Raw genomic sequence first — 24237 nt, forward strand, 5'->3', positions numbered from 1 at the left:
CCATTTGTATGATTTGAGACATTAAAGGTTCTAACATTATAGTTTTCACAACTTTTGAATTACATAGGTTATAGATTTCGACAACAATTCCAGAAAACCTGCTTCTTATGTCACATAATAACACCGTTTTCAATTATTTTTCTATTGAACAGCAGTTTAAACCATTAAATTGAAACTCCACCTAACGAGAATGTCAAAAAACGCCAGGCACATTGAGCTCACGGAAGTGTAATTCCAAAATGCTCTCTATGTTTCCTGACGCTTTTAGATCATTCTAGTTTGCACAAAATACTTTCGCTACTTTTATGAAGCGTGCTAAGTTGCCTAAAATAAGAATCTTTAAAGGCTAGACTTTCATACAAGAGTTATAATTTAATAAATTTTTTCTTCTAGTCTGAGAAAAATAGTAAGTAATAAAAACAACTCTTCTAATCATCCTGACCTATATGATAGATGTCATGCCTTCCACTTGACGTTTATGTCTTTTATTATCTGCTCCTAATCCCTATTCTTAAGGTAACAAGTTTTTAACTAAAAATTAAAATACATTTTTTCCAAGGAGGACGCTATGAGTAAGGAAAAAACAATGCAGTTACGTAAGCAAGTGGCGCCATTTGAAAAATCTAATACGTCAGCGAGTATCATGCAAATTATTAATACGATTCCCCCGTTTTTCATTTTATGGTACTTAGCATATTTGAGCTTAGATGTTTCAATTTTTTTAACAATCGCTTTGGCAGTGGTTGCATCAGGCTTTATCGTTCGAATCTTTATCATTTTTCATGACTGTACACATGGTTCATTCTTCAAGAGCAAGAAAGCCAATTCTATCTTGGGAACCATTACAGGTATTTTGACATTGTTTGCTTATGAAAAATGGAAACGCGATCACTCGATTCACCATGCAACAAGCAGTAACTTGGATAAACGCGGAACTGGCGATGTTTGGGTTATGACGGTTGATGAATATATCGAAGCAACACCTGGTCGTCGTTTTGCTTATCGTCTATATCGCAATCCACTAGTAATGTTCGGTTTAGGACCGTTATTCTTATACTTGGTATCAAATCGTTTCAATCGTAAAGATGCACGTAAGAAAGAGCGCAACAACACATACTTCATCAACGTTGCAATCGTTGCCTTGTATGCTTTTATGATTTGGTTGGTAGGCATCCAAGCGTTCGCAATTATTCAAGGAACGATCTTGATTGTTGCCGGTTCTTTTGGAATCTGGTTGTTCTACGTACAGCATCAATTTGAAGATTCTTATTTCGAAGATGAAGATCAATGGGATTATGTAAAAGCAGCAGTTGATGGCAGTTCATTCTACAAATTACCTAAAGTGCTTCAATGGTTAACAGGAAACATCGGTTACCACCATGTGCATCATTTAAGCCCACGAGTACCTAACTATTTGTTGGAGCAAGCACATGAATCGACACCACCTCTTCATAAAGCAACGACCATTACATTGAAAACAAGTTTACAATCGATTCACTTCCGCCTATATGACGAAACGAAAAAAACGTTTGTGAGCTTCAATGAAATTAAACATTTACTGAACGACACGAAAACTTCCATGCAAATGCAAGCTAAACGTTCAAGCATTCAAGAGAAATAGTCAGATAGAAAACCATTCCGCATAGGGAATGGTTTTTCTGTCTGTTATAATTAACTCAAGACAAAAGCACCTAATTTATGGAGGCACTTATGCAAAGTTGGTATCAAATTTTCCCTAAAAACCCTTATGTCAGTATTTACATATGGATTATTTTTTGTATTTTGCCGTTATTTTATATATTCAAATCGTATTCTCCATCGGAAAGTTTCCTTGGACTGCTGTTAGTTTTAGGGTTCTTTTTAACGTATCGCCGATCGTTCATGTCAAAAGGATGGCGTATGTATGTGTGGATTGCTTTTCAAATTGCCATCAGCATAACGTTGATTATATTATTTGGTTATCTTTATTTTTCATTGTTCCTGGCATTTTTTATAGGTAACATTCGCAACAAAGCTGGATTCATCACGATGTACGTCGTTCATCTTGTAACCACGATGGTGTCTGTCAGCATTGGGTTCTTCACACAGTATGACCTACTTGTATCTCAATTTCCGTTCATTCTAATCGGCATCATCGGTGTGATTTTATTGCCTTTCAATTCGTACAATCGCAATAAACAGGAAAAGCTCGAAGGCCAGCTGGAGGATGCCAACAAACGCATTTCGCAATTGCTTGTCATGCAGGAACGCCAACGAATTGCACGTGATTTACACGATACATTGGGTCAAAAGCTTTCTTTAATTGGACTGAAAAGCGATTTAGCCAGTAAAGTAATCGAAAAAGACCCCGTTCGGGCTAAAAACGAGCTTCATGATATCAATCACACTGCTCGTATAGCGTTAAAAGAAGTACGAGAACTAGTTTCAAATATGCGATCAGGCAAGCTAGTGGATGAACTTTTACGTGTCCAGCAAATCTTGAAAGCTGCAGAAATCGACTTCCGAGTAAAAGGGAATTCAGTGCTAAAAGATACTCCATTACTCGTTGAAAATGTTTTAAGTATGTGTTTAAAAGAAGCGGTAACCAATGTTGTCAAACACAGTCAGGCCACGTTTTGTCACGTGTTAATTAAACAATCACAGACTGAATTGTTTCTTCAAGTACAAGATAATGGCATTGGGTTTGAAGGAGATAAACAATTTACAGATGGCAATGGCTTGCGTGGAATGAAAGAACGTCTAGAATTCGTCAACGGAATCATTGAAATATTAAGCATCGAAGGAACGACCCTTAATATCCGGATCCCACACGTCATCTTACAATCAGTTGAGGAGGAAAATTCATGATTCGTATTGTCATTGCTGAAGATCAACGCATGTTACTAGGAGCTCTTGGTTCATTACTCGATTTGGAGGATGATATGGAGGTTGTCGGTAAAGCACATAATGGGGAAGAAGTATTGTCTTTAGTCAACCAATTGAACCCCGATGTATGCATTATGGATATTGAAATGCCTTCGAAAACTGGTTTGGACGCTGCTGAAGAACTGAAAGATCACGATTGTAAAGTAATCATTCTTACGACATTTGCCCGATCAGGTTATTTTGAAAGAGCTCGAAAAGCAAATGTCATGGGATATCTCTTGAAAGACAGCCCGAGTGAAGATCTAGCCAACTCTATTCGCAGTATCATGGAAGGACGACGCGTATACGCACCGGAGCTCATCGACCTTGCGTATAGTGGCGACGAAAACCCTTTAACTGATCGGGAACATCAAGTACTCGAATTGATAGCTAACGGTAAAAACACAAAAGAGATTGCGAGTCAGCTATACATTACAACCGGTACGGTCAGAAACTATATTTCCGTAATCTTAGACAAACTGGACGTAACCAATCGAATTGAGGCCATTTCACGTTTTAAAGAAAAAGGCTGGTTTAAGTAAAAACTCTACAAAATAAAACACGCTTAGTTGCATTTCCTAAGCGTGTTTTATTTCTTATTAGATTCCTGGTATTGTTCTGAGATGATGAAATCATCTTCCATTAGAACATAAGGATGGGTTTCCATCAAAATCTTTTTAATATAGTCTGGCATTCTCTTTCCTTCGTACGCACAAATTAATGGAAACGACAGCTGATTTACAGCTTCGTCTACTATTTTCTCAAAATCTTCTATGAGATGCAGGGGCTCTTCCATAGTTGCCCACTCCACATGCGCCCACGAACGGAAGGAGATATTATTGTCCACGTAGGGCTGTACTGTTTTATTAAAGTAATCCGTGATTGCAGGAGGATGATAACTGCCACTAGAAAAATAAAAATCGAAGCTGTTTACAAAGTGAATGAACTCCATTTGTTCTTTCGTTAACTGTCTGCTCAGCTCTTTGTGAATAATAGGGTAAAGACGGGCATTTTCAATAATAATTATGTAATCTCCTGCCGCAATACCATCTAGTATAAAATTCAAAATCTGTTTATGGTAATTATCCATGCCATTGTATGAATACAGTACATGCACATTCCTTTGGTCCTCAAACAACTGATTCATTTTACTTTTCATGTAATCATTCCTTCTCTTCTGTATCTCCTTAATTATACTAGAATTATGTAAATGAGGTATATCAAGAATTTCCAGTTACATTCACGAGGACCATTCGTCTAGGTACGTTAGATTGATTTATTCAATGTACATTGTTTCTGTCTTTATCTCCTGCAATCTTCAGGTACTGAACGTGCCATTCTTCAGTCACCGTGCTTATACTTACACCAATAAATCCTTCGTTTAAAAGTCGTTGCTGCGTGGCGGTGTCTGACATCGGAATCAACCTCTCTTCAGACGACTGAACATCATTTTGCTCATCTTTGAACGTTTTCATAAACACATATCGAAGTTTGCCACCATATTTTTGGCTCATGGCCACAATATGAAGACCCAGTACAAATTTATCCTTTAGGCTAGGAATGTTAAACGGCGCAACTGTTGAACAAACATAATCGTATCGAGAGCGATCGATGGCGCCCATTACAATCTTCCCCATTTGAAGCTGAAGACCTTTTCCACGATAGTCTGGGTGAACGATGGATAGTTCCAAATAAATGACTCGACTTAATGCCCCCAATGATAGACCCGCATCTAACCCTAAGTGGTCTCCATCAATGAATGGCATCAGCAACGCGCGGAAAGCAACCAGTTTTTGTCCTTCAAACAACCCAACTATTAACCCGTTACCATTCAAAATAAATTCAAATTCAGATCGAGATAATGGTTGTAGCGTATCTGAAGAAGCCATATGTTTTTTTGCAAGTAGCTGCAGCTCCAACATGTTTGGCAAGTCATGATGCTCCAAGACTTTAGGTGAGAATACCATTGAATCTATAATGATTGGTTCCATTAGTTGATCACCGCTTTCTTTTGAGTTGAACTAAAATTTATTCCTGAATTAGCTATATTCATTGTTTATGTGCTTGCCCCAATACCGCATGGTACGATGTAGACACAATTAATAAGATTAGTATTATCTTTCTTAAAGGAGATTTGAAATGATGGACCAAAAAACTATGACCGACTACATCATCCAAAAATATCAAGAAGACGAACATGTGATGATTCAACTATTTGTGCAATGGTGTCAAAACTATGAGATTGACCCTTTATCTTTATATCAAAAAGCATACCCTACCCAAGGTGCCAATGAAACTTTGAAATCAATCATCGAAAACAACGAACCAATAGATTTGGACATTGATTCAGGCACACTTATTGAGATTCTTCAAATGTTTGGGAACGATGATCTCGCATTTATGGTGTCTGAAGAGGCTAATAAGCTTAAAAAGTGAAAGTGATGCAAGAAATTACCAAATATTTTACCATTCTAACTAACCTCCCTCTTTTTCCAACTAAAGAAGTGTATCCTTCAATTGTAAAAACGAAAAACCCCGTTCATCCAGAGATGTACGGGATTCTATCTTACTTATCGAATCATTTTCGAAGGGTCTACAATTCGATCGAACTCTTCTTCCGTCAGTAGTCCACTTTGAAGCGCGGCTTCTTTCAGCGTACTGCCAGATTCATGTGCCTGCTTGGCAATTTTCGCTGCGTTTTCATAGCCAATATGCGGATTAAGAGCAGTGACCAACATCAACGAATTGCTCACATGGTGGGAAAGCTGTTCCACATTTGGCTGAATGCCAACTACGCAATGGTCATGGAAGCTTCTCACACTGTCACTAAGCAATCTCACGGATTGCATAAAGTTATAGAAAATGACGGGTTTAAAAACATTCAACTCAAAGTTACCTTGGCTTGCTGCGAAACCAATTGTCGCATCATTACCCATTACTTGTGTAGTAACCATCGTTAGCGCTTCACTTTGTGTCGGGTTCACTTTACCAGGCATAATCGAACTTCCCGGTTCGTTAGCAGGAATGGTAATTTCACCGATTCCGCTACGAGGTCCACTTGCTAACCAACGAACGTCATTCGCAATCTTCATTAGATCTGCAGCCAGTGCCTTAAGTGCGCCATGCGCATACACAAGTTGATCATGACTGGTCAAGGCGTGGAATTTATTCGCTGACGACACAAAATTCAAACCAGTCTCCCCGCTCACTTCAGTCGCCACACGTTCACCGAATTCCGCATGTGCATTGATGCCAGTTCCGACGGCTGTCCCTCCTATGGCAAGCTCGCCCACATGAACAATGCTTTCACGAATCATCTCTTCGCTTTTAACGACCATGTGTTTCCACCCACTGATTTCCTGACCTAAGGTTAATGGTGTGGCATCTTGCAAATGCGTTCTGCCGATTTTAATAATATCTTTAAATTCATTTTCTTGTTTCTCGAAGGTTTGTTTTAAACGAGCTATTTCTGGTAATAACATGGTCTGCAGTACTTCCACTGCCGCAATATGCATAGCTGTCGGGAAGGTGTCATTCGAGCTTTGCGATTTGTTCACATCATCATTTGGATGGAGTAATTCTTCACTACCGGTTTCTTTCAACAACTGATTCCCTCGATGGGCAATCACTTCATTCACATTCATATTCGATTGTGTACCGCTCCCAGTCTGCCAAACGACTAATGGAAAATGTTCATCCCACTTACCTTCCCGTATTTCTGAAGCTGCACGAGAAATCGCCTGCATCTTCCCTTCACTCAAGGTGCCTAAATCAAAATTAACTTTTGCAGCTGCTTTCTTCAATACGGCAAATGCATAAATTAATTCAATGGGCATCAATTCGGTGCCAATCGCAAAATTCTCTTTGCTGCGTTGCGTCTGTGCACCCCACATTTTATCAACGGGTACTTGAATTTCCCCAATGGAATCGTGCTCTATTCGAAATTTAGTCATGTTGAATACTCCTCCTTTGAGTAAGTTTAAAGAAAAAGGATTTAAAAATTCAAATATTTCAACTTAAAGCATTCGCATATTCTCTACAATACATACGCTTTTCTTAACATGAATAATAGTTTGTCACACGAAATGAACTAAAATTATTAAGTTCAGTAGATGATGTGTTTTGGAACAGTACTAGTTCCTATCTTTATTAAATAATCTAATGGAGCAAAATTAGCATTATGCAATTAAAAAGACATCCAATTAAATTGTCTAATTGGATGTCTTTTTTCGTTGGGATCAATTTATTGTAGCAAGTTCAGGAATTGACTTGTCCGTCCTTCTTTTGGATTTGAGAACATGTCTATTGGTTTGCTACGCCTAGTCAGTCCAATGAGATGAGCGTTTCAAGTATGAAGGTAAAATTGTTTCTTTGTCACCTTTAGCAGAGTTAATTTGCATTTGCGTTAGAAACATACTTGTTGAAAGATTCGCACCACTTAAATCTGCATCACGTAAATCAGTACCAATGAAATCGACACCTCTTAAATCCGTATTTTGCAAATCTGCTGCAATTAAATATGCTCCCCTCAAATCAGTCGCTCTTAAATCTTTTCCTTTTAACTTTTTCCCAATCCAATCGATTCCTCTAAAGTCATGTTTTCGTGTATTCTTAGCACCGAAAAACTTTAATATTAATTCATTCCTAATATACTTACTAGATTCTAAAAGTAATTCATTTACAGGCAGTCGATAAGTATTTATATCTAATAATAATAATGCATCAGCATCAAGCCGCGTTAAACTCTCTAATTGAACTAATTGTAAATTCAGTTTAACTGTTAACGTATGTGAAACCTTGTAGGATAATGCTTCTGCAATATACGCAATCATTTCGTACAGTTGCTCCATAATTGGAAATACACGAAACATTTTCTCGCCAACTTCAGGATTTTCTCGCCAGTCTATTCCATTGAAAGTATCTTGAGAAACCTTTTGTCCAGCTCCTAAGCAATCGAATACTGTACACCCTTTAAATCCATTTTCTCTAAGACTACTGTGAATTTGACAACGGTAATCTGACTTTAAATTAGGGCAAGGTATTCCAGATGCTTTATTAATTGCAAAATCACTTGATGCAATAATATTTAGAGCTGTGCAACATAGACCAAAACAGTTTGTACAATCTGCTTGCAGACTCTCTCTAATTTCTTTAGCCGTTGCTAATCTTTTATCTCCAGACATTTCTCACACCTCGTAATTTTTATATCTTCCACACCAACATTTTATAGACAAGTAACTGATTAAAAATAGATTGCATTCTCTTAGTGGTTAGCAAGATTTTCAATGGAATTTCACTATAATTTAACATTATTTTCTTAAAATGAGTAGCCTCTATTTAAAAACGGATTGAAAGATTTTTAACAAAGTTCATTATTATAAAAAAGACATCCAATTAGACTGTCTAATTGGATGTCTTTTTACGTTGAATCAATCTCTTTTATTGAAGCAAGTTCAGGAATTGTCTTGTCCGTTCTTCTTTTGGATTTGTAAACATGTCGATTGGTTTGCTGCGCTCGATAATTTTACCTTGATCCATAAAGATGACTTCGTCCGCCACGTCGTTGGCAAATCGCATTTCATGAGTTACTACTACCATTGTGATGCCTTCGCCAGCTAAATCTTTCATCACTTGCAATACTTCCCCAACTAACTCGGGATCCAGTGCAGAGGTCGGTTCATCAAACAGCATCACTTTCGGTTCGAGCGCCAGCGCTCTGGCGATACCTACACGTTGCTGTTGACCACCTGAAAGTTGATGGGGATAGAAATCAAGCTTGTCCCCTAGACCCACCTTAATCAATAACTGCTCTGCCTTTTTACGCGCTTCTGCTTTTGACAGTTTCTTCACAGTAACGGGACCTTCCATTACGTTTTGAATGGCTGTCATATGTGGAAACAAGTTATAGTGCTGGAAAACCATCGCTGACTTTCTTCTAAATAGATCAATCGTTCTTTTAGGGACAGATTTCGAGAAATCCGCCGTCTGGTCATCGATTGTAATACTGCCTGAAGTCGGAACTTCCAATATATTTAAGCATCGAAGCAATGTCGTCTTGCCTGATCCAGAAGGGCCAATAACCACAATAACTTCGCCTTTATTAACTTGCAGGTCGATTCCTTTTAAAACTTCTAGATCGCCAAATTGTTTTTTTAATCCATTTATTGAAATCATCTCTTACTCCTTTCTTCATCCTTTTGTTATCTCGATACATAGCGATCGAAGCGATGTTCCAGTCGACCTTGGATAAGCGAAAGGAAGAAACAAATAATCCAATAAAGAATCGCTACTTCTGTATATAACAGTAAAACTTCATAATTTGTTGCCGCAATTTCCTGGGCTCTTCTGAACATTTCCGTTACGAGAATCAGAGATGCCAATGATGTATCTTTTACCAAACTGATGAATGTATTCGACAGTGGTGGAATGGACACACGGGTTGCTTGTGGCAAAATCACGCGCTTCAAAGTTTGAGAGTAAGACATCCCAATCATATGTGCAGCTTCCCACTGACCTTTAGGTATAGAGAGAATGGCCGCACGAATTACTTCTGAAGCATAGGCGCCAACGTTTAAGGAAAATCCGATTACCGCTGCTGGAAATGGATCAATGACAATTCCTACAGAACCCAATCCATAAAATAAAATGAACAACTGTACCAATAATGGCGTACCGCGAATCGCAGACACGTAAAAACGGGCAATCCATTGAAACGGCTTAACGGTCGAGATTCTCCCCAATGCCGTCAGTATGGCTAACGCAAGTCCTAATATAAAGGAGATTAAAGACAATGGAAGCGTATATACAACAGCCCCCTCCAGCAAAGGCAGGAGGGATGATTGCGCGATATCTAGATAGCGCTCCATTTTTTCAGGGTCGACGAAAAAACTATTCCAAGACATTTTCGCCGAACCATTTTTCCGAGATTTCGTCGTACGTGCCGTCTTCAATCATTTCGTTCAAGGCTTTGTTTACAGCCTCCACTAAAGTTTCATTACCTTTGCGGAACATTAATCCACTTTGAGCCACGTCGTCTGCTTCATCTACAATTTGAATTTTTGCATTCGGTTTTTGTTTTTGGAAATCCAAAACGGAAAGTTTATCATTAATCGTTGCATCTACACGTTGAGAGTTCAACAATTCAATTGCTTGGTTAAATCCATCTATGCCTACCAATTCTGCACCATAAGATTTAGCGAGTTCAGCATAGTTACTTGTTAATGACTGCGCTGATTTCAGCCCTTTAAGATCTTCAAAGCTTTTTACTTCTTTGTTATCTGCATGTGTCACTAGTACAGCTGCTGAAGAAATATACGGCTCCGAGAAATCATATTTCGCTAGTCGTTCTTCTTTAATTCCTACTTGGTTAGCTATCATGTCAAAACGTTTAGAATCTAAACCTGCGAACATTGCATCCCACTGTGTTTCCATGAATTTCGGTTCCACGCCTAGACGTGATGCGATTTCTTCAGCAATTTCTACGTCAAATCCAGTTAACTTACCACTTTCATCATGGTATGTGAATGGTGGGTAAGTTCCTTCAGTACCAATTAATAATTCCCCATCTTTTTTCACTTTCGCTAACAAATCGCTTTCAGATGAACTTGTGTTCTTTTCATCTTTAGATGCGTTATCGTCCTTCGAACCGCAAGCTGATAGCATAAAGACTGCCGTAAGTAGCAGTGCTAATAATGTAGTTAATTTCTTCATTTTTATTAATTCCTCCTAATTCATATAGACTTACTTGGTATTACTAATCTTATAACATCGGATTAATTGCGTCAAAACAAAAATCTCAGTGCATTAAAACGCGAATAATTAAGAATTATCTCATTAATTCTGTCTCTTACTATGATGATGGAAATGAACCATTTCTATCCTGCTTTTTTGGTATTTTTTTTGATCATATACACTTGTTATCCCCGTTTACATATTGATGAAACTTAATCTTTTAAAGACATACGGTGAACAGAGCTTAAAAAATTCAGGGTTTAGGAAATCTATTAATTCCATTTAATTTTTCAAACAATAAAACTTTATAAAAAGAGTGAATTTTTCAATAAATAAAGATATAATAGTTTTTAGTTCGACATCCGTGATAAAAGGGAGAGATGAAAATGGTTCAAAGTTTACCTGCACGTTCAGATGTCAAAAGAGAAGAAACGTGGAATTTACAAGATTTGTTCACTTCAGAAGAAGCTTATCAAGATGCAATTGTCGCGCTTGAAAAAGAAGTGGATGCTTTCCATCAACAATTCAAAGGTCAGATTAAAGATGCACATTCTGCTGAAGAAGCATTAAAAGGATATGAAAGCTTATATAAAATGTTCGTTCCACTTGGCACCTATGCCGGCCTTGCATACAGTACTGATCAAACAGACAGTGATGCACAAATGCGTTCTGCTCGATTCGGTTCAGTGTCAGCGAGCTTAAGCAGTAAATTATCTTTTGTGGATAGTGAATTACTGGAGTTGCCTGTGGAAGTTTTGGAAGAAGCAATGAAAAACGCAACTGAATTCGGACATTATTTGAAGACATTGATTCGCAAAAAACCACATCAGCTTCATCCTGAAGTGGAAAAAACATTGGCTGCATACTCTTCTTCATTTGATGGTCCTTACGAGTTGTATAATACGACGAAAATGGTCGATTTATCCTTTGAAGATTTTGAAGTGAATGGTAAAAAATATCCGTTAAGCTATGTGCTTTTTGAAGGCGATTGGGAAGCGGAGACAGATACCGATGTTCGCCGTGCTGCATTTAAAGCATTTTCAAATCAACTGAAAAACTATCAGCATACAACAGCAAAAACGTACGATATGAATTTACAAATCGAAAAAACAACGTCTGATTTACGTGGCTATGACAATATTTTTGATTATTTGTTGTTTGGTCAGGAAGTGGATAAGTCATTGTTTGACCGTCAAATCGACTTGATTATGACTGAGCTTGCACCACATATGCGTAAGTATGCGAAATTGCTTCAAGATGTTCACGGATTGGAAGAAATGACTTTTGCGGACTTGAAGATTCCATTGGATCCTTCATATGAACCAAAAATCACGATCGAAGAATCCAAGAAATATATGAACGATGCACTTGCGATACTGGGTGATGACTATTTGGACATGGTCAACCGTTCATTCGATGAACGCTGGATTGACTTTGCACAAAATAAAGGGAAATCTACTGGTGCTTTCTGCTCCAGCCCGTACGGTTTCCATCCTTACATTTTAATTTCATGGTCAAGCCGTATGAATGAAGTATTCGTGTTAGCACATGAACTGGGACATGCAGGTCATTTCTACAATGCCCATAAAAATCAAAATGTCTTTAACTCCCGACCATCCTTATACTTCATTGAAGCACCATCGACGATGAATGAAATGCTGATGGCGAACCATTTGCTGGAAAACTCGGACGATCCGAAGTTCAAGCGATGGGTCATTTCTTCTATCGTGGCACGCACTTACTACCACAACTTCGTGACACATTTACTTGAAGCTGCTTATCAACGTAAAGTCTATGAACGCGTGGATGCAGGTAAAAACGTCAATGCGGGGATTTTGAATGAAATCAAACGAGGTGTACTGGAAGAATTCTGGGGAGATGCAGTTGAAATCACGCCAGGAGCTGAATTGACATGGATGCGCCAACCTCATTATTATATGGGCTTGTATCCATACACTTACAGCGCTGGACTGACAATTTCTACACAAGTTTCAAAACGGATTTTAGAAGAAGGCGAACCGGCTGTAGCTCAGTGGTTGGAAGTTCTTCAAGCAGGCGGTACGAAGTCGCCAGTTGAACTTGCTCAAATGGCAGGCGTTGACATTACAACAGAACAACCGCTTCGTGACACAATTGCCTACATCGGCGAATTAATTGATGAATTGGTGAAACTGACAAAAGAAATCGAAGCAGTACCAGCAAAATAAATTGAGCATAAAAAACGAACCTTGGTCTATATTTGACCAAGGTTCGTTTTGCTTCTGACATTTCAATTATTTTCTAACGATAGCGACCTGGACACTCTTTTTCCCAAACAGCTGGAATTTTCCTAGGAACGGCTTCGCTTTAAAATATGTAAACAATAAGCAACCCGTGATAACTATCAAACTTCCCATTCCTTGTATCCAAGTCATACGTTCCCCTAGTAAAAGATAAGCAAGAATGGCGGTGAAAATCGGATTAAAATTCAGGAAAATGCCTGACGTCGTTGCACCTATTTTTTGAACAGCTATGTTCCATAACAACATACAGATTACCGTAGAGACGACCCCGGTATAAAGAACTGATTGAATGAAAGGTGTATCCATGTTGCTAATAGCAAAGTCCTTCATATTAAATGGGATTAACATCATTACGCCAAAAACCCCAGAATACAATGTAGCTTTCAAAGGTGTTGTATATTTCATCGCCCACTTACTGATAACCGAATACACCCCCCACATACATACCGCAGCCATCATTAATAAGTCGCCTTTATTGAAACCTATGGAAAAAAGTACTTCGACATGTCCTTTTGTAAGAACCAACAATACACCCGTGAAAGAAATAAACATAGAACCTATCTGGAATCTGTTGATTTTCTCCTTTAAAAACACGAATGAAAACAAGGCAATGGAAAACATATTAAATGTTGAAATCAATCCTACATTTGTTGCAGACGTGAAATTCAAAGACAGGAATTGAAAAAGGTTAAATAAAACAACTCCTGTTGCCCCCATTAATACGAGTGGCAAGACGGCTTTTCGGGAAAGCACGAGACTCTTCTCTTTCCACCACACAATTGGAATCAGGCAGATAACAGCGATTAACCATCTCAATGTCGTTAACGTTACTGGAGAAGCATGGTCCACTAATGATTTCCCTACAACAAAATTGCCACCCCACAACAAGCTTGTAAACAACAACAATAGATAATAAATGTGTGGTATATCATCCACCCCCTCTTCCTATTAAATTAATTTTAGCACCTTTATAGTTTTTACAATATATTATTTTGTCATATCCGTTGAATTCAAAATAAACAAAAGAATATACTATAGATACTTAATATTATTCCATTAAACACTTAACCAAGAGGCTTTTTTGGAATAAAAAAGAAAGAGGTAAAATCCATGGAATCATTGATTAGTAAAGTACTCGATCCAATTGATATTCAAATTCTCGATATTCTGCAAAGACAAGCGAATATCAGCAACGCAGAGCTCGGTCGACGTGTCAGTCTGTCCCCCCCTGCTACGCATGCGCGCATAAGAAGGCTGGAAACCGAAGGATATATCAATAGACAAGTCGCCATTCTCGATCAGCAAAAACTCGGTTTCGACCTCTTGTGCTACATCTTTATCAGCACCGATATCCATCAGGCAGAGAAACTTGAAATTTTGGAAAAGAATTTGGAAGCCCTCCCCGCTGTTTTGGAATGTCATTGCCTGACTGGCGAATACGATTATTTATTAAAAGTAGCGAACAGGAACCGCCATGAACTCGAACAATTCATTCGCAAACTGAATAAACTAGGCATCTCTCGAATCCAGACCAGTCTTGCCTTACGGGAAATCAAACACTCCACCGTTTTGCCCATCAATAATCTATAAATAATTTAAATTTTCATTTCATATAAAAAAGCGGCAGTTAAAAATCTGCCGCTCGCTGCATAATAAATATTAATATTATTTATCCGATTTTCGATGATGACAACTGATGCGGAATCAGATGTTTTTTATAGAAGAAAGCTAATGTGTTCATAACGCCAGCCGGAATTTTTTTCGGAAAGAATCGCTTCGTATAAAATTGTAGATATACCGCTTTTAAATCATTCCATTGGGAACAATCTTTTGTTTGCCTGAAACGAGCGACATCAATTAGCTTGATGTCGTTATTTGCAGTAATAATAATATTCCTTAAGTGAATATCTGAAGGATTCAGCCCCTTCTTTAATGCCATTGATAAAGCCCGATCAATCTCATCAATATGGCCGGAAGTAATGGGAATGCCTTGATTAACACATTTAAAAAGAGTACGTCCTTCTATATAATCCATAACAATATAGTTCTGTCCGGTATCATAAATGCTCGGGAAATACGAAATACCATGCAGTTCTTTATAGATATCCGCCTCTTCTTTTGCAATGTATGTGAATTCCGGAAAAAAGATTTTAATGGCTTTACTGGAAGACTTAATCCGAAAGACAAAAGCACTTCTTCCGGTACCTACGAGTGTCAATGTATTGTCATAACTGAGAAGTCGATTTTTTTTTGCGGAAATGACGACTGAATTTGCAAGTTCTTGATAAGTTTTCAAACTTAGACCCCCCTTTCTATTATAATCAACAAAAAGAGACGTTATAACCAAAAGACCTCACCAAATAATTGGTAAGGTCTCGCAAACAACTTAATGTTAGTTGCCATCAAAGCCGAGGAAAAATAACCTAATTAAAGTTGCGCCCTTGCTTATTGGCAATGTCATACGTCAAATCATTTAAGTTCTGTTCATTTTGGTTTGCATTGGATTGATTGTTCAATTCTTTTTCACCTTGAATATCCTGCTGTTGATTATTGCGATACTGTTCCACACGATTGTCGTGCAATTTTTGATTTTGTTTTAACTCTTTTTCGTTTTCTTCTTGCTGTTTCTGCCGTTTTTCAATTTCTATAGGCTCTGGCTCAAATTCAGGAAACTTCTCTTTTTCACTCATGATAAATGCCTCCTTTAGAATCTTCATCTTATGCTTATTATTCCCTTCAATTTGGAGGTAAAACATATGGCTTGTAAAACATATTTAATGTCCTATATATATTGTCTTATAGAAACATTTTCATACAAACAACAGGAGGTTCTTCATGGTATATACATATATTGACGGTATTCCCGAAGAAAAGTATATGATTGGCATTCAACAACTTCATCAACACGTGTTCGAAGGAGCAGAACTCTCTCTAGAGGAATTGCACAACAAGCATAACTTACTTACATGCCTTGTAGTTTCCAATGATGAAGTAATCGGTTTTAAAATGGGATATGAACTCAGCCCCGATATATTTTATAGCTGGCTTGGTGGTGTACACAGTTCTTATCGCGAACAAGGAATTGCTTCCAAACTAATGGCACTTCAACACAAGCTACTTAAGAATGCCGAATACAAAACGGTTCAAACGAAATCCAGAAATAATCGAAAAGAAATGCTGATTCTTAACATCAAACATGGTTTTAATATCATTTCCACGTATACGAGTGCTAAAGGGAAACATAAGATTATTTTGGAGAAAGATTTATAAGAACTTCACTATCCTTATCGCCATTTTACGGATAAACAATTGTAAGAGTCGTCTCATCCTTTCGACTGAAATGTGCGTGATAATGCTTATATTACCAACGGTAGTGGTAGACTCATGGTAGACACTCAATGGACAAGGGGCTCGATTAATATGAAAGTATATGATGTAACAATAATAGGCGCAGGTCCTGCTGGATTATTTACAGCTTTCTATGGCGGTATGCGTCAAATGTCAGTCAAAATAATTGAAAGTTTACCCAATGTAGGTGGCCAATTAACCGCACTCTATCCGGAAAAATACATATACGATATTGCTGGATTTCCTAAAGTGCGTGCAAAAGAATTAGTAGCCAATTTATCCGAGCAACTATCTATTTTCTCACCCACTATCGTCACAGATCAGTCCGTGGAAGATATGACAAGACTTGAAGATGGTACATGGCAACTGACAACTGAAAAAGAGAAGCACTTATCAAAATCAGTCATTTTCACTACTGGGAATGGCGCGTTTGAACCAAAGCGACTGGAACTCGAAGAAGCAGCCAAATACGAAGGTACGCAACTTCATTATTTTGTAGATGACATGGGCAAATTTGCAGGAAAAGACGTTGTATTATTTGGTGGAGGGGACTCAGCTGTCGATTGGGCACTCATGCTTGAACCCATCGCGAAAACAGTCACTCTCGTACATCGACGTGATTCTTTCCGCGCGCACGAACATAGCTTGGATTTGCTTCATCAATCATCTGTCGTCATCAAAACACCATTTGTAGTGGATCATTTTGAACCAGAAGGTGATACGTTTACGCATGTGGCAGTCCGAAAATCAGATGGTGATATTGAATTACTAAAGGCAGATTATGTCATTGTCAATTATGGATTCCGCTCACATATTGGCAACATGAAAAATTGGGGCATGGAGATGGAACGACATGCAATCAAAGTCAATTCCAGTATGGAAACGACTCTGCCGGGCGTTTACGCAGTCGGGGACAGCAACACGTATGAAGGTAAAGTTAAACTTATCGCCTGTGGATTCGGCGAAGCACCTATTGCCATTAATTCCGCGAAACACTTCGTGGATCCAGAAACAAAGAAACATATGAAGCATTCAACCGATTTATTTTCGCATTAAACTAAAAAAGAGCAGTGAATTCATGAAGAATTCACTGCTCTTTATCTATTTATACACTCTATAGCAAAACAGACTCATTACATAAACGTTCACGTAACTTCGTTACCGGTCGATAGAAGAACTGAATCATTGGACCAATCATAAGAGTCACAAAAATAGTACCCAATCCAATTGGGCCACCGAGAATGAACGCAATCACCAACACGCCAAGCTCCATCATGGTTTTAGAGACAGCCATGCTTTTGCCAGTCAAAGTTTGAATTGCCATCATCAAAGTATCCATAGGGTTACGTGCAATTTTCGACTGCAAGTAACAGGCAATTCCTACTGCAATCACTGCAATACCGCCAACCAACATGGCAAATCGAATTGGAAGAATCGGTGCCTGATAGTTAGCAAAAACAAATAACAACCAGAAATCAATCAAAAAACCAACCGTTACTACAGGGATTACTGCAGAAATATCAATTCGCTCTCTTAATAGAAGAGCATTGATTAAAATAAGTAATATCCCTACAATAAAGACCCACGCACCGACACTTAGGCCAAAAAGATTATTTAGCCCTACGTACATGGCATCCCATGCTCCAGCCCCTAAATCAGCCAATATTATTAAACTAATGCCCAAAGACAGAAAGGTTAATCCAATTAAATAAAATATAGCTACAATACTTCGATTTTTCATAAAAACTCCTTTACATTCCGCAAAAATGAATGATTGAATCATCTTATCATGAAATAAACTGTATTCCCAATTTTTCAATTCACAAAAAATAGCCTTTTCACTGTTTCAGTGAAAAAGCTATGACATTATTCAAAATAGAATAGCAGTGCACAAAATCGCATGCAGTCCTATTTATGAACCTAATTTTTCTATTAATTCTTTTACAACCATTTTGGAGTGGATTGTGGATTTTGACCTGTCATCAATTTGCCATCCACCACAGATTTCTCAGACCAATTTTGCCCCGTCTCTACTGTTGCACTGACCCGCTTTCCTTCAACCAATGGTTCGCCATTTGAAAGCGTTGCACCTACTAATCCAGCTGGACCATGACAAACTGACACTACGTATTTATCCTCTCATCACGAATAGGGATTACATCGTAGGATTATTTTTAAATGGTTTCTTACGTATGAGATTCCAAACAGCCATTCCGTCACTCGGGTTCTCCCCATGCCATATGGGAAATAGTGAAAAGAAAATGAAATAGAAAGAGAAATAAACGAATTGATACAAGAAAATGCCGGGTTCCAGTTCACGCATCAAAATCAAGCCATTCAACAGTAATATAGCGGTCAAATTAAAAAGCGATCCACCCAAGTAGACCAAAATCAGCTGCCATCTACGTCTCTTTTTAGCCAAAGAAATATATTCACACCAACCATCATAAAAGTACAACCGTCGTATATGTAGAGGTCCAATCTTCGTCAAAATTTTTCCCGATCCAATGTGCATATTTACCTTTCCTCCAAAAATGCGCGCGAAAAACATATGACCCATTTGATGAAGAATTGTCACAAGAGGCATCACCAAGAAAAATGAAAAGAAAAATTTCCACATATCATTAAATCCAAACATTATGCCACCCGCTTTCCAGTGTTGAATTGAGGTCAGTGTAAAAGATGCCAAGCATGAATACAAATATTATCCTCCAAATTCCTGTGGTAATAATGTCCACCTACGTACTCCTCAACACCTTTAGTCTGGTATTATTTATCATCTATTTAATATTACTGGAATATGATATAAATTAAAATTAATGCTAAATTCAAAGTGCAATATATCACATACAGAGTATTTGTTGTATAATGGAAGAAATCATCCATTTTTATACATATTATTTCTTGATAGGAAAGGTTGTTACCTATATGCCGATACCCACTAATCATGCCAAACCCATTCGCATCTCTGCCAAAGAGAATGCTTTTAACCAGTTGCAGCAATGGATTATTGACGGTACATTACGTCCTGAAGAAAAATTGAACGATACGGAATTGGCTCAAGCATTGGGTGTCAGCCGAACACCTATCCGAGAGTCGTTACAATTGCTTGAAGTTCAAGGTTTCGTTGAAATGTTTCCCGGAAAAGCCACGCAGGTCACAACTGTGAGAAAAGAAGACATTAAAGATCTCCTTCCTCCGTTAGCCGCGTTGCAGGCACTGTCTGCCGAATTAGCCATACCCAACTTAGATAAAAAAACGATTCATAACATGGAAGATACAAATGAACGATTTTCACATGCAATCCAAACAAAAGACTATTTTTCAGCCTTGAAAATTGATGAAGAGTTTCATCAAATTATTGTAGATGCCGCAAACAATCCCTATATCACATCGATGGTTGCTAATTTACAAGCCCATGTACTCAGACAGTTCTTCCATAATTCAATCGTTTTGACGACCCATTCTATTAAGGAGCATGCTACCATCATCGAATTATTAAAAAAACGTGATGCCGCATCCGTCTCCCAAGTGATGCGGGACAACTGGCTACGTGCAATAGAAGAATTTTATACTCGTGAAGAACTATAAAAAAACCCTCAAATCTTGATACTTTAAAAGTATCTGAGATTTGAGGGTTTTTAGGTTAAAATCATTGTGAATAAGCGAGTGAAGCTTTTCTTACGTAAGCGAGAATTCCTGTAATCACCATGACAATGAGCACAGGAATCAGCCAGCCCAGACCTTGTTCATAAAAAGGCAAGTAGTTTTCATAAAACGAAATGACTGGTTTCATCCAATCGAAATACTCCATGTTTAATGAAGTGCATAACGTTTTCAGTCCATCTATGCTGCTCACCATCAATGTAACGACCGTTGCCGAAACATAAACCATGCGCGAATGCTTAAACAACGGTGATGCGAACGTTAAGATAATCAAGACGATTGCCAACGGATACAAGAACATCAACACGGGAATCGAGTACGTAATAATGTTCGATAAGCCGAAATTGGCTATGATAAATGAAAATGTTGAAAAACCGATGATGAATAATTTATAACTCACCTTAGGGAATAGGCTATGGAAATACTCCCCACATGCCGTAATCAGACCGATACTAGTCGTTAAACAGGCAAGAAAAATAATGACAGCCATCATTAGGGTACCAAATGTTCCAAAATAATAAGCGGCTGTATTAGTAAGCACTGGTCCACCAGTATCAAATAAACCAAACATTTCCGTACTCGTCGCTCCTAAATATGCAACACCTACATAAATCACGCCAAGTAAGACAGTAGCTACTGCGCCTGATTTAGCTGTAGCCTTTAAAATTCCACGAGTGGATGTAACACCCATTTTTCGAATAATATCAATGACGATAATCCCGAATACCAGTGATGCTAGCGCATCCATCGTATTATAGCCTTCAGTGAAGCCTTTCATGAATGCACCATTGGCATATGAGTCTTGAGGTGCTTGGATCGAGCCAAGCGGATTAACGATTACCATGACAAGTAAAGTTCCTAGCAGTACTAAAATAGCTGGAGATAATAACTTCCCGATACGATCAACCATTTTCGACGGATTCAGAGATAACCAAAGTGTTATAGCAAAGAAAATGATGGTGAAGACAATTAACCCAATCTGTTCATGGCCTGCTCCTAAAAATGGAGCCACACCGATATCATAAGAAACCGCACCAGTTCTAGGAATTGCGAATAACGGTCCGATTGTCAAATACAGCAAGGCAGTGAAAATGACGCCATATACCGGATGGATACGGCTTGCAAGGTCTTGTAAACTGCGACTTCCTGAATAGCCCATTGCGAGTATGCCAAGAAACGGTAAACCAATTCCAGTTAATAAAAATCCAGCTACTGCCAACCATACATTCGTGCCTGCATTTTGACCAAGAGTTGCCGGGAATATTAAGTTTCCTGCACCAAAGAATAAAGCGAACAGCATCAATCCAATGACAGAGTATGCTGATAACGATAATTTTTTATCCATTTTGTTTACCTCCTGCAATTTAAAAACTGTAGTTTATGCAACTCCGATATATTGCATACTGAAACTATCACTGTCAGTAATCCTACTCTCTTTTTAAATGAAATGCAATATATTGCATAAAATATTTAAAATTTTTATATAATTAATGTAAAAATCCACCTAAATAATATATCTGACGCTCCTTGAGACAAAATGATGCCTTCTCTGTTGCGCATTTGGCTTGTCTAGACGAGTATGCTTGTTCAGGTTGACAGTTCGGCGATCCAGGTAGACAGAATGTGGGGTCAGGTTGCACAAAATCTTTAAACGTTCATATAAACAAAAACGTCTGCCTCCAAAAAGAAGGCAGACGTCTCATTATGATTATGTTTGATAAATTACTAGCCGTCGCCACTTCCAGCAAGCCCTGCTCCCACAACAATTACATCAACCTTCATACCAATACACCACATTGAATTAAGTTCATTTGGATACCTATTTGAGAAAATATGGACGTTATCCGTTAAAGGTTTTTTCGATATCTGGATTAAGTGGGGGGATATCGAGAATTCAGTGATGGATATCTCCATTTCACATAGGCTTATCCAGCATTCGCCATTCCTTTCTCCATTTCACCCCCACTTATCTAAAATTCACTTTTCCTACACAATTTAACAGTCTGATTTCCCTGTTAGCACTGTTCATTTCATCACTTTTATGCTATATTTATTGATTGAATTACCATAAAATTAAGGTGGTTAAATTAAAATGGAAAACAATGCTTATCAAGTCTTGTTATATTATAAATATGTATTAATAGATGAACCTGAATTATTCGCACAAACTCACTTGGCTGCGTGTAAAGAAATCGGCTTATTGGGTCGTATTCTTGTATCTCATGAAGGAATTAACGGAACCGTTTCTGGAACCATCGAACAGACCCAAGCCTACATGGATATGATGAAGAGTGATGAACGTTTTGCAGATATGATGTGGAAAATTGATGCAGCGGAAGGTCATGCGTTTAAAAAAATGCATGTACGTGCGAAAAATGAAGTGGTACATCTTGGTCTTGGAGAAGATGATATCAACCCGAACGAAATTACTGGTCAATACTTGTCCCCAACAGAATTCTACGAAAAAATGCAACAGGACGATACAATTGTCATCGATGCACGCAATGACTATGAATTCGATCTAGGTCATTTCCGTGGGGCAGTTCGTCCAGAAATTAAAAACTTCCGTGATTTGCCACAATGGATGCGCGAAAACAAAGAACAATTCGAAGGTAAAAAGATTTTGACTTACTGCACAGGCGGAATTCGTTGTGAGAAATTCTCCGGTTGGTTAGTCAAAGAAGGTTACGAAGATGTGGGTCAACTTCACGGTGGAATCCACACTTACGGTAATGACCCAGAAGTGAAAGGTCAGCTTTGGGACGGACAAATGTATGTCTTTGACGAACGCATTGCTGTGCCGATAAACAAAGTCGAGCACGTAATCGTAGGAAAAGATCATTTCGATGGTACACCTTGTGAGCGTTACGTAAACTGTGCTAACCCAGAATGTAATGATAAAATTCTTTGTTCAGAAGAAAACGAGCACTTGTATTTGCGCAGCTGTTCGGATGCTTGCCGCACGAATCCACGCAACCGTTATATCGTGGAGCATACCTTAAGCGAAGAGCAAGTTCAAGCTAGACTTGAAGAAGTTGTACGCGTAAAAAGTAACGTAATAGCATAAACAATGGAATTCATTTCCCGAATTTACAAAGAGAGACGCAATGTGATTTTGTCATTTCGCGTCTCTCTTTATCTTTACTTATCACTGTTCCAACTAACACCTCATAAAAGTCACGACTTAAATCCACGAGTTATAGTTTATGATTTATTTCCAGAAACGAGAGCATCCTTTCACTAAGAGACAATAACTGGGGAGCCCACACAACAAAAAAGTCGCCACCCCATACATAGGGATTGGCGACTTTTTACGTTATAAATATTCTTATTCTCCTAACCAAGCAAGACCGACAGTTCCTCTTCCCGTATGAGTGCCTGGCACGGGACTAAGTTCTGTTGTAGAGAAAATAATCTGAGGATGTTGCGTTTGAAGTTCTTTTTTCAATTGAGTCGCTTCTTTCAAATTATCCGCGTGGAGGACAGTCACTTCTTTTACGTGATTTTTTTCGGCTTCTAAATAGTCGGCCATTTTGGCGATGGCACGCTTATGACTTCGTACTTTATCGGACAGCACTGCACGTCCTTCATGAAATTTCAAGACGACTTTCATATTCAATAGAGTTGCAAACACGGCTTGTGAACCCGTTACACGCCCACCTTTGTGGAGTTGTTCAAGGCTGCCAGGCGTTAAGAACAGGCGACCTTTTGCAGGCAACGTCTTGATTTCAGTAACGATTTCTTCAAACGTTTTTCCTTGTTGCTCTAACGCCACAGCACGCTCCACCATTTTTCCAAGTGGAAATGATCCAATTTGAGAATCCAGAACAAACGCATCTACTCCAGCTTCTTTTGTCGCCGAGACTGCGCCACTATACGCACCAGTCAATGCACCTGTCGCATGAATGGCAATAACGTGCTTGTATTTGTTTTTTATTTCATTAAACAGCTCCAGCATTTCGCCTGGAGAAGGTTGTGAAGTTTTAGGTAAATCATTAACGGACGCAAGTTTTTTATAAAATTCGCTTGAACTGATTTCAACGTTTTCTTTGTAAGCGGTTTCTCCGAAAATAACGAATAACGGTACCACATAGATATTATGTTTTTCTATAAATTCTGTAGACAGGGTAGCAGTTGAATCCGTAACCCATGCAATATTTGATTGGTTCATGGCCATAGCTCCTTTAAATACCACTTAAGTGATTAATGAAAATGGTTAATTTAGGAAATCAACAGGATGAATGGAGACTCCTTTGAATGTATTAGTATGGTAAGAAGCAATGTTTTTCACAAGTGTAAATATCAT

The 24237-nt window shown here is 38.3% G+C and carries 25 protein-coding genes and 1 pseudogene; 10 read left to right on the forward strand and 16 right to left on the reverse strand.

Annotation, left to right across the window (positions count from 1 at the left end):
• The first annotated feature begins 568 nt into the window (after positions 1–568).
• From MHH33_RS16025 to MHH33_RS16035, 3 genes are all read left to right on the forward strand, one after another.
• On the forward strand, positions 569–1621 hold the full coding sequence (locus MHH33_RS16025) for a fatty acid desaturase (RefSeq protein ID WP_342542327.1): 1053 nt from the start codon (positions 569–571) through the stop codon (positions 1619–1621).
• Positions 1622–1710: 89 nt separating this feature from the next.
• Positions 1711–2847, forward strand: coding sequence for a sensor histidine kinase (locus tag MHH33_RS16030; protein WP_016428523.1), 1137 nt, complete (start codon positions 1711–1713; stop codon positions 2845–2847).
• On the forward strand, positions 2844–3446 hold the full coding sequence (locus tag MHH33_RS16035) for a response regulator transcription factor (RefSeq protein ID WP_342542328.1): 603 nt from the start codon (positions 2844–2846) through the stop codon (positions 3444–3446). Before MHH33_RS16030 ends, MHH33_RS16035 begins: the two co-directional genes overlap by 4 nt.
• 47 nt (positions 3447–3493) lie before the next feature.
• On the opposite strand, the gene MHH33_RS16040 is transcribed toward MHH33_RS16035, so the two are convergent.
• Entirely contained in the window at positions 3494–4063 is a 570-nt protein-coding gene (locus MHH33_RS16040) for an MEDS domain-containing protein (RefSeq protein WP_016428525.1), read from the reverse strand.
• A gap of 121 nt (positions 4064–4184) precedes the next feature.
• Positions 4185–4895, reverse strand: coding sequence for a GNAT family N-acetyltransferase (locus MHH33_RS16045; RefSeq protein WP_342542329.1), 711 nt, complete (start codon positions 4893–4895; stop codon positions 4185–4187).
• Positions 4896–5046: 151 nt separating this feature from the next.
• On the opposite strand from MHH33_RS16045, the gene MHH33_RS16050 reads away from it, so the two are divergent.
• Positions 5047–5340, forward strand: coding sequence for a hypothetical protein (locus tag MHH33_RS16050; protein ID WP_342543790.1), 294 nt, complete (start codon positions 5047–5049; stop codon positions 5338–5340).
• Positions 5341–5474: 134 nt separating this feature from the next.
• Here MHH33_RS16050 and fumC read toward each other — a convergent pair whose 3' ends face one another.
• The 5 genes from fumC to MHH33_RS16075 all read right to left on the reverse strand — a co-directional run bounded on the left by fumC (position 5475) and on the right by MHH33_RS16075 (position 10614).
• Positions 5475–6857 carry a class II fumarate hydratase gene (fumC, locus tag MHH33_RS16055; protein WP_342542330.1) on the reverse strand — a complete coding sequence of 461 codons (1383 nt, stop codon included), beginning with the start codon at positions 6855–6857 and terminating at the stop codon, positions 5475–5477.
• Positions 6858–7223: 366 nt separating this feature from the next.
• On the reverse strand, positions 7224–8087 hold the full coding sequence (locus tag MHH33_RS16060; RefSeq protein ID WP_342542331.1) for a pentapeptide repeat-containing protein: 864 nt from the start codon (positions 8085–8087) through the stop codon (positions 7224–7226).
• Positions 8088–8343: 256 nt separating this feature from the next.
• Complete coding sequence (locus tag MHH33_RS16065) at positions 8344–9078, reverse strand: amino acid ABC transporter ATP-binding protein (RefSeq protein WP_016428530.1); 735 nt, start codon at positions 9076–9078, stop codon at positions 8344–8346.
• 26 nt (positions 9079–9104) lie between these two features.
• Positions 9105–9806 carry an amino acid ABC transporter permease gene (locus tag MHH33_RS16070; protein ID WP_016428531.1) on the reverse strand — a complete coding sequence of 234 codons (702 nt, stop codon included), beginning with the start codon at positions 9804–9806 and terminating at the stop codon, positions 9105–9107.
• Positions 9793–10614, reverse strand: coding sequence for an amino acid ABC transporter substrate-binding protein (locus tag MHH33_RS16075; RefSeq protein ID WP_342542332.1), 822 nt, complete (start codon positions 10612–10614; stop codon positions 9793–9795). The genes MHH33_RS16070 and MHH33_RS16075 overlap by 14 nt, the downstream gene beginning before the upstream one ends.
• Before the next feature lie 407 nt (positions 10615–11021).
• On the opposite strand from MHH33_RS16075, the gene pepF reads away from it, so the two are divergent.
• On the forward strand, positions 11022–12842 hold the full coding sequence (pepF, locus tag MHH33_RS16080) for an oligoendopeptidase F (protein WP_342542333.1): 1821 nt from the start codon (positions 11022–11024) through the stop codon (positions 12840–12842).
• A gap of 66 nt (positions 12843–12908) precedes the next feature.
• Here the strand turns inward: pepF and MHH33_RS16085 are convergent, their stop codons facing one another.
• Positions 12909–13844, reverse strand: coding sequence for a DMT family transporter (locus MHH33_RS16085; protein WP_342543792.1), 936 nt, complete (start codon positions 13842–13844; stop codon positions 12909–12911).
• A 183-nt stretch (positions 13845–14027) separates the two neighbouring features.
• On the opposite strand from MHH33_RS16085, the gene MHH33_RS16090 reads away from it, so the two are divergent.
• Positions 14028–14507: an Lrp/AsnC family transcriptional regulator gene (locus tag MHH33_RS16090; RefSeq protein ID WP_016428535.1), complete on the forward strand. Its 480-nt coding sequence runs from the start codon at positions 14028–14030 to the stop codon at positions 14505–14507.
• A gap of 79 nt (positions 14508–14586) precedes the next feature.
• Here the strand turns inward: MHH33_RS16090 and MHH33_RS16095 are convergent, their stop codons facing one another.
• Both MHH33_RS16095 and MHH33_RS16100 read right to left on the reverse strand, forming a co-directional pair.
• The gene (locus tag MHH33_RS16095) at positions 14587–15213 is read right to left on the reverse strand and encodes a protein kinase family protein (RefSeq protein WP_342542334.1); all 627 of its coding nucleotides are present in this window, start codon (positions 15211–15213) and stop codon (positions 14587–14589) included.
• Positions 15214–15340: 127 nt separating this feature from the next.
• A complete protein-coding gene (locus MHH33_RS16100) occupies positions 15341–15607 on the reverse strand; it encodes a hypothetical protein (RefSeq protein WP_342542335.1) in 267 nt (88 codons plus the stop codon).
• 145 nt (positions 15608–15752) lie between these two features.
• Here MHH33_RS16100 and MHH33_RS16105 point away from each other — a divergent pair, with 145 nt between their 5' ends.
• Together MHH33_RS16105 and MHH33_RS16110 are read left to right on the forward strand one after the other, a co-directional pair.
• A complete protein-coding gene (locus MHH33_RS16105; RefSeq protein ID WP_342542336.1) occupies positions 15753–16187 on the forward strand; it encodes a GNAT family N-acetyltransferase in 435 nt (144 codons plus the stop codon).
• 150 nt (positions 16188–16337) lie between these two features.
• Complete coding sequence (locus MHH33_RS16110; RefSeq protein ID WP_342542337.1) at positions 16338–17321, forward strand: NAD(P)/FAD-dependent oxidoreductase; 984 nt, start codon at positions 16338–16340, stop codon at positions 17319–17321.
• Positions 17322–17379: 58 nt separating this feature from the next.
• On the opposite strand, the gene MHH33_RS16115 is transcribed toward MHH33_RS16110, so the two are convergent.
• The 3 genes and pseudogenes from MHH33_RS16115 to MHH33_RS16125 all read right to left on the reverse strand — a co-directional run bounded on the left by MHH33_RS16115 (position 17380) and on the right by MHH33_RS16125 (position 18903).
• The gene (locus tag MHH33_RS16115) at positions 17380–18006 is read right to left on the reverse strand and encodes a membrane protein (RefSeq protein ID WP_342542338.1); all 627 of its coding nucleotides are present in this window, start codon (positions 18004–18006) and stop codon (positions 17380–17382) included.
• A 171-nt stretch (positions 18007–18177) separates the two neighbouring features.
• Positions 18178–18401 (reverse strand): annotated as a pseudogene (locus tag MHH33_RS16120) (DJ-1/PfpI family protein); the annotation flags it as partial.
• Positions 18402–18420: 19 nt separating this feature from the next.
• Positions 18421–18903 carry a membrane protein gene (locus tag MHH33_RS16125; RefSeq protein WP_036659896.1) on the reverse strand — a complete coding sequence of 161 codons (483 nt, stop codon included), beginning with the start codon at positions 18901–18903 and terminating at the stop codon, positions 18421–18423.
• A 290-nt stretch (positions 18904–19193) separates the two neighbouring features.
• Between MHH33_RS16125 and MHH33_RS16130 the strand changes: the two genes are divergently transcribed.
• A complete protein-coding gene (locus tag MHH33_RS16130) occupies positions 19194–19856 on the forward strand; it encodes a GntR family transcriptional regulator (protein ID WP_036659523.1) in 663 nt (220 codons plus the stop codon).
• A gap of 61 nt (positions 19857–19917) precedes the next feature.
• Here MHH33_RS16130 and brnQ read toward each other — a convergent pair whose 3' ends face one another.
• Entirely contained in the window at positions 19918–21276 is a 1359-nt protein-coding gene (gene brnQ / locus MHH33_RS16135; RefSeq protein WP_342542339.1) for a branched-chain amino acid transport system II carrier protein, read from the reverse strand.
• Positions 21277–21656: 380 nt separating this feature from the next.
• The gene (locus MHH33_RS16140; RefSeq protein ID WP_342542340.1) at positions 21657–21845 is read right to left on the reverse strand and encodes a hypothetical protein; all 189 of its coding nucleotides are present in this window, start codon (positions 21843–21845) and stop codon (positions 21657–21659) included.
• Positions 21846–22023: 178 nt separating this feature from the next.
• Between MHH33_RS16140 and MHH33_RS16145 the strand changes: the two genes are divergently transcribed.
• Positions 22024–22998 carry a rhodanese-related sulfurtransferase gene (locus tag MHH33_RS16145; protein ID WP_016428545.1) on the forward strand — a complete coding sequence of 325 codons (975 nt, stop codon included), beginning with the start codon at positions 22024–22026 and terminating at the stop codon, positions 22996–22998.
• A 261-nt stretch (positions 22999–23259) separates the two neighbouring features.
• Here the strand turns inward: MHH33_RS16145 and MHH33_RS16150 are convergent, their stop codons facing one another.
• A complete protein-coding gene (locus MHH33_RS16150) occupies positions 23260–24102 on the reverse strand; it encodes a DegV family protein (RefSeq protein WP_016428546.1) in 843 nt (280 codons plus the stop codon).
• Positions 24103–24237: the final 135 nt, after the last annotated feature.

This window comes from Paenisporosarcina sp. FSL H8-0542, assembly GCF_038632915.1.
Classification (GTDB): domain Bacteria; phylum Bacillota; class Bacilli; order Bacillales_A; family Planococcaceae; genus Paenisporosarcina.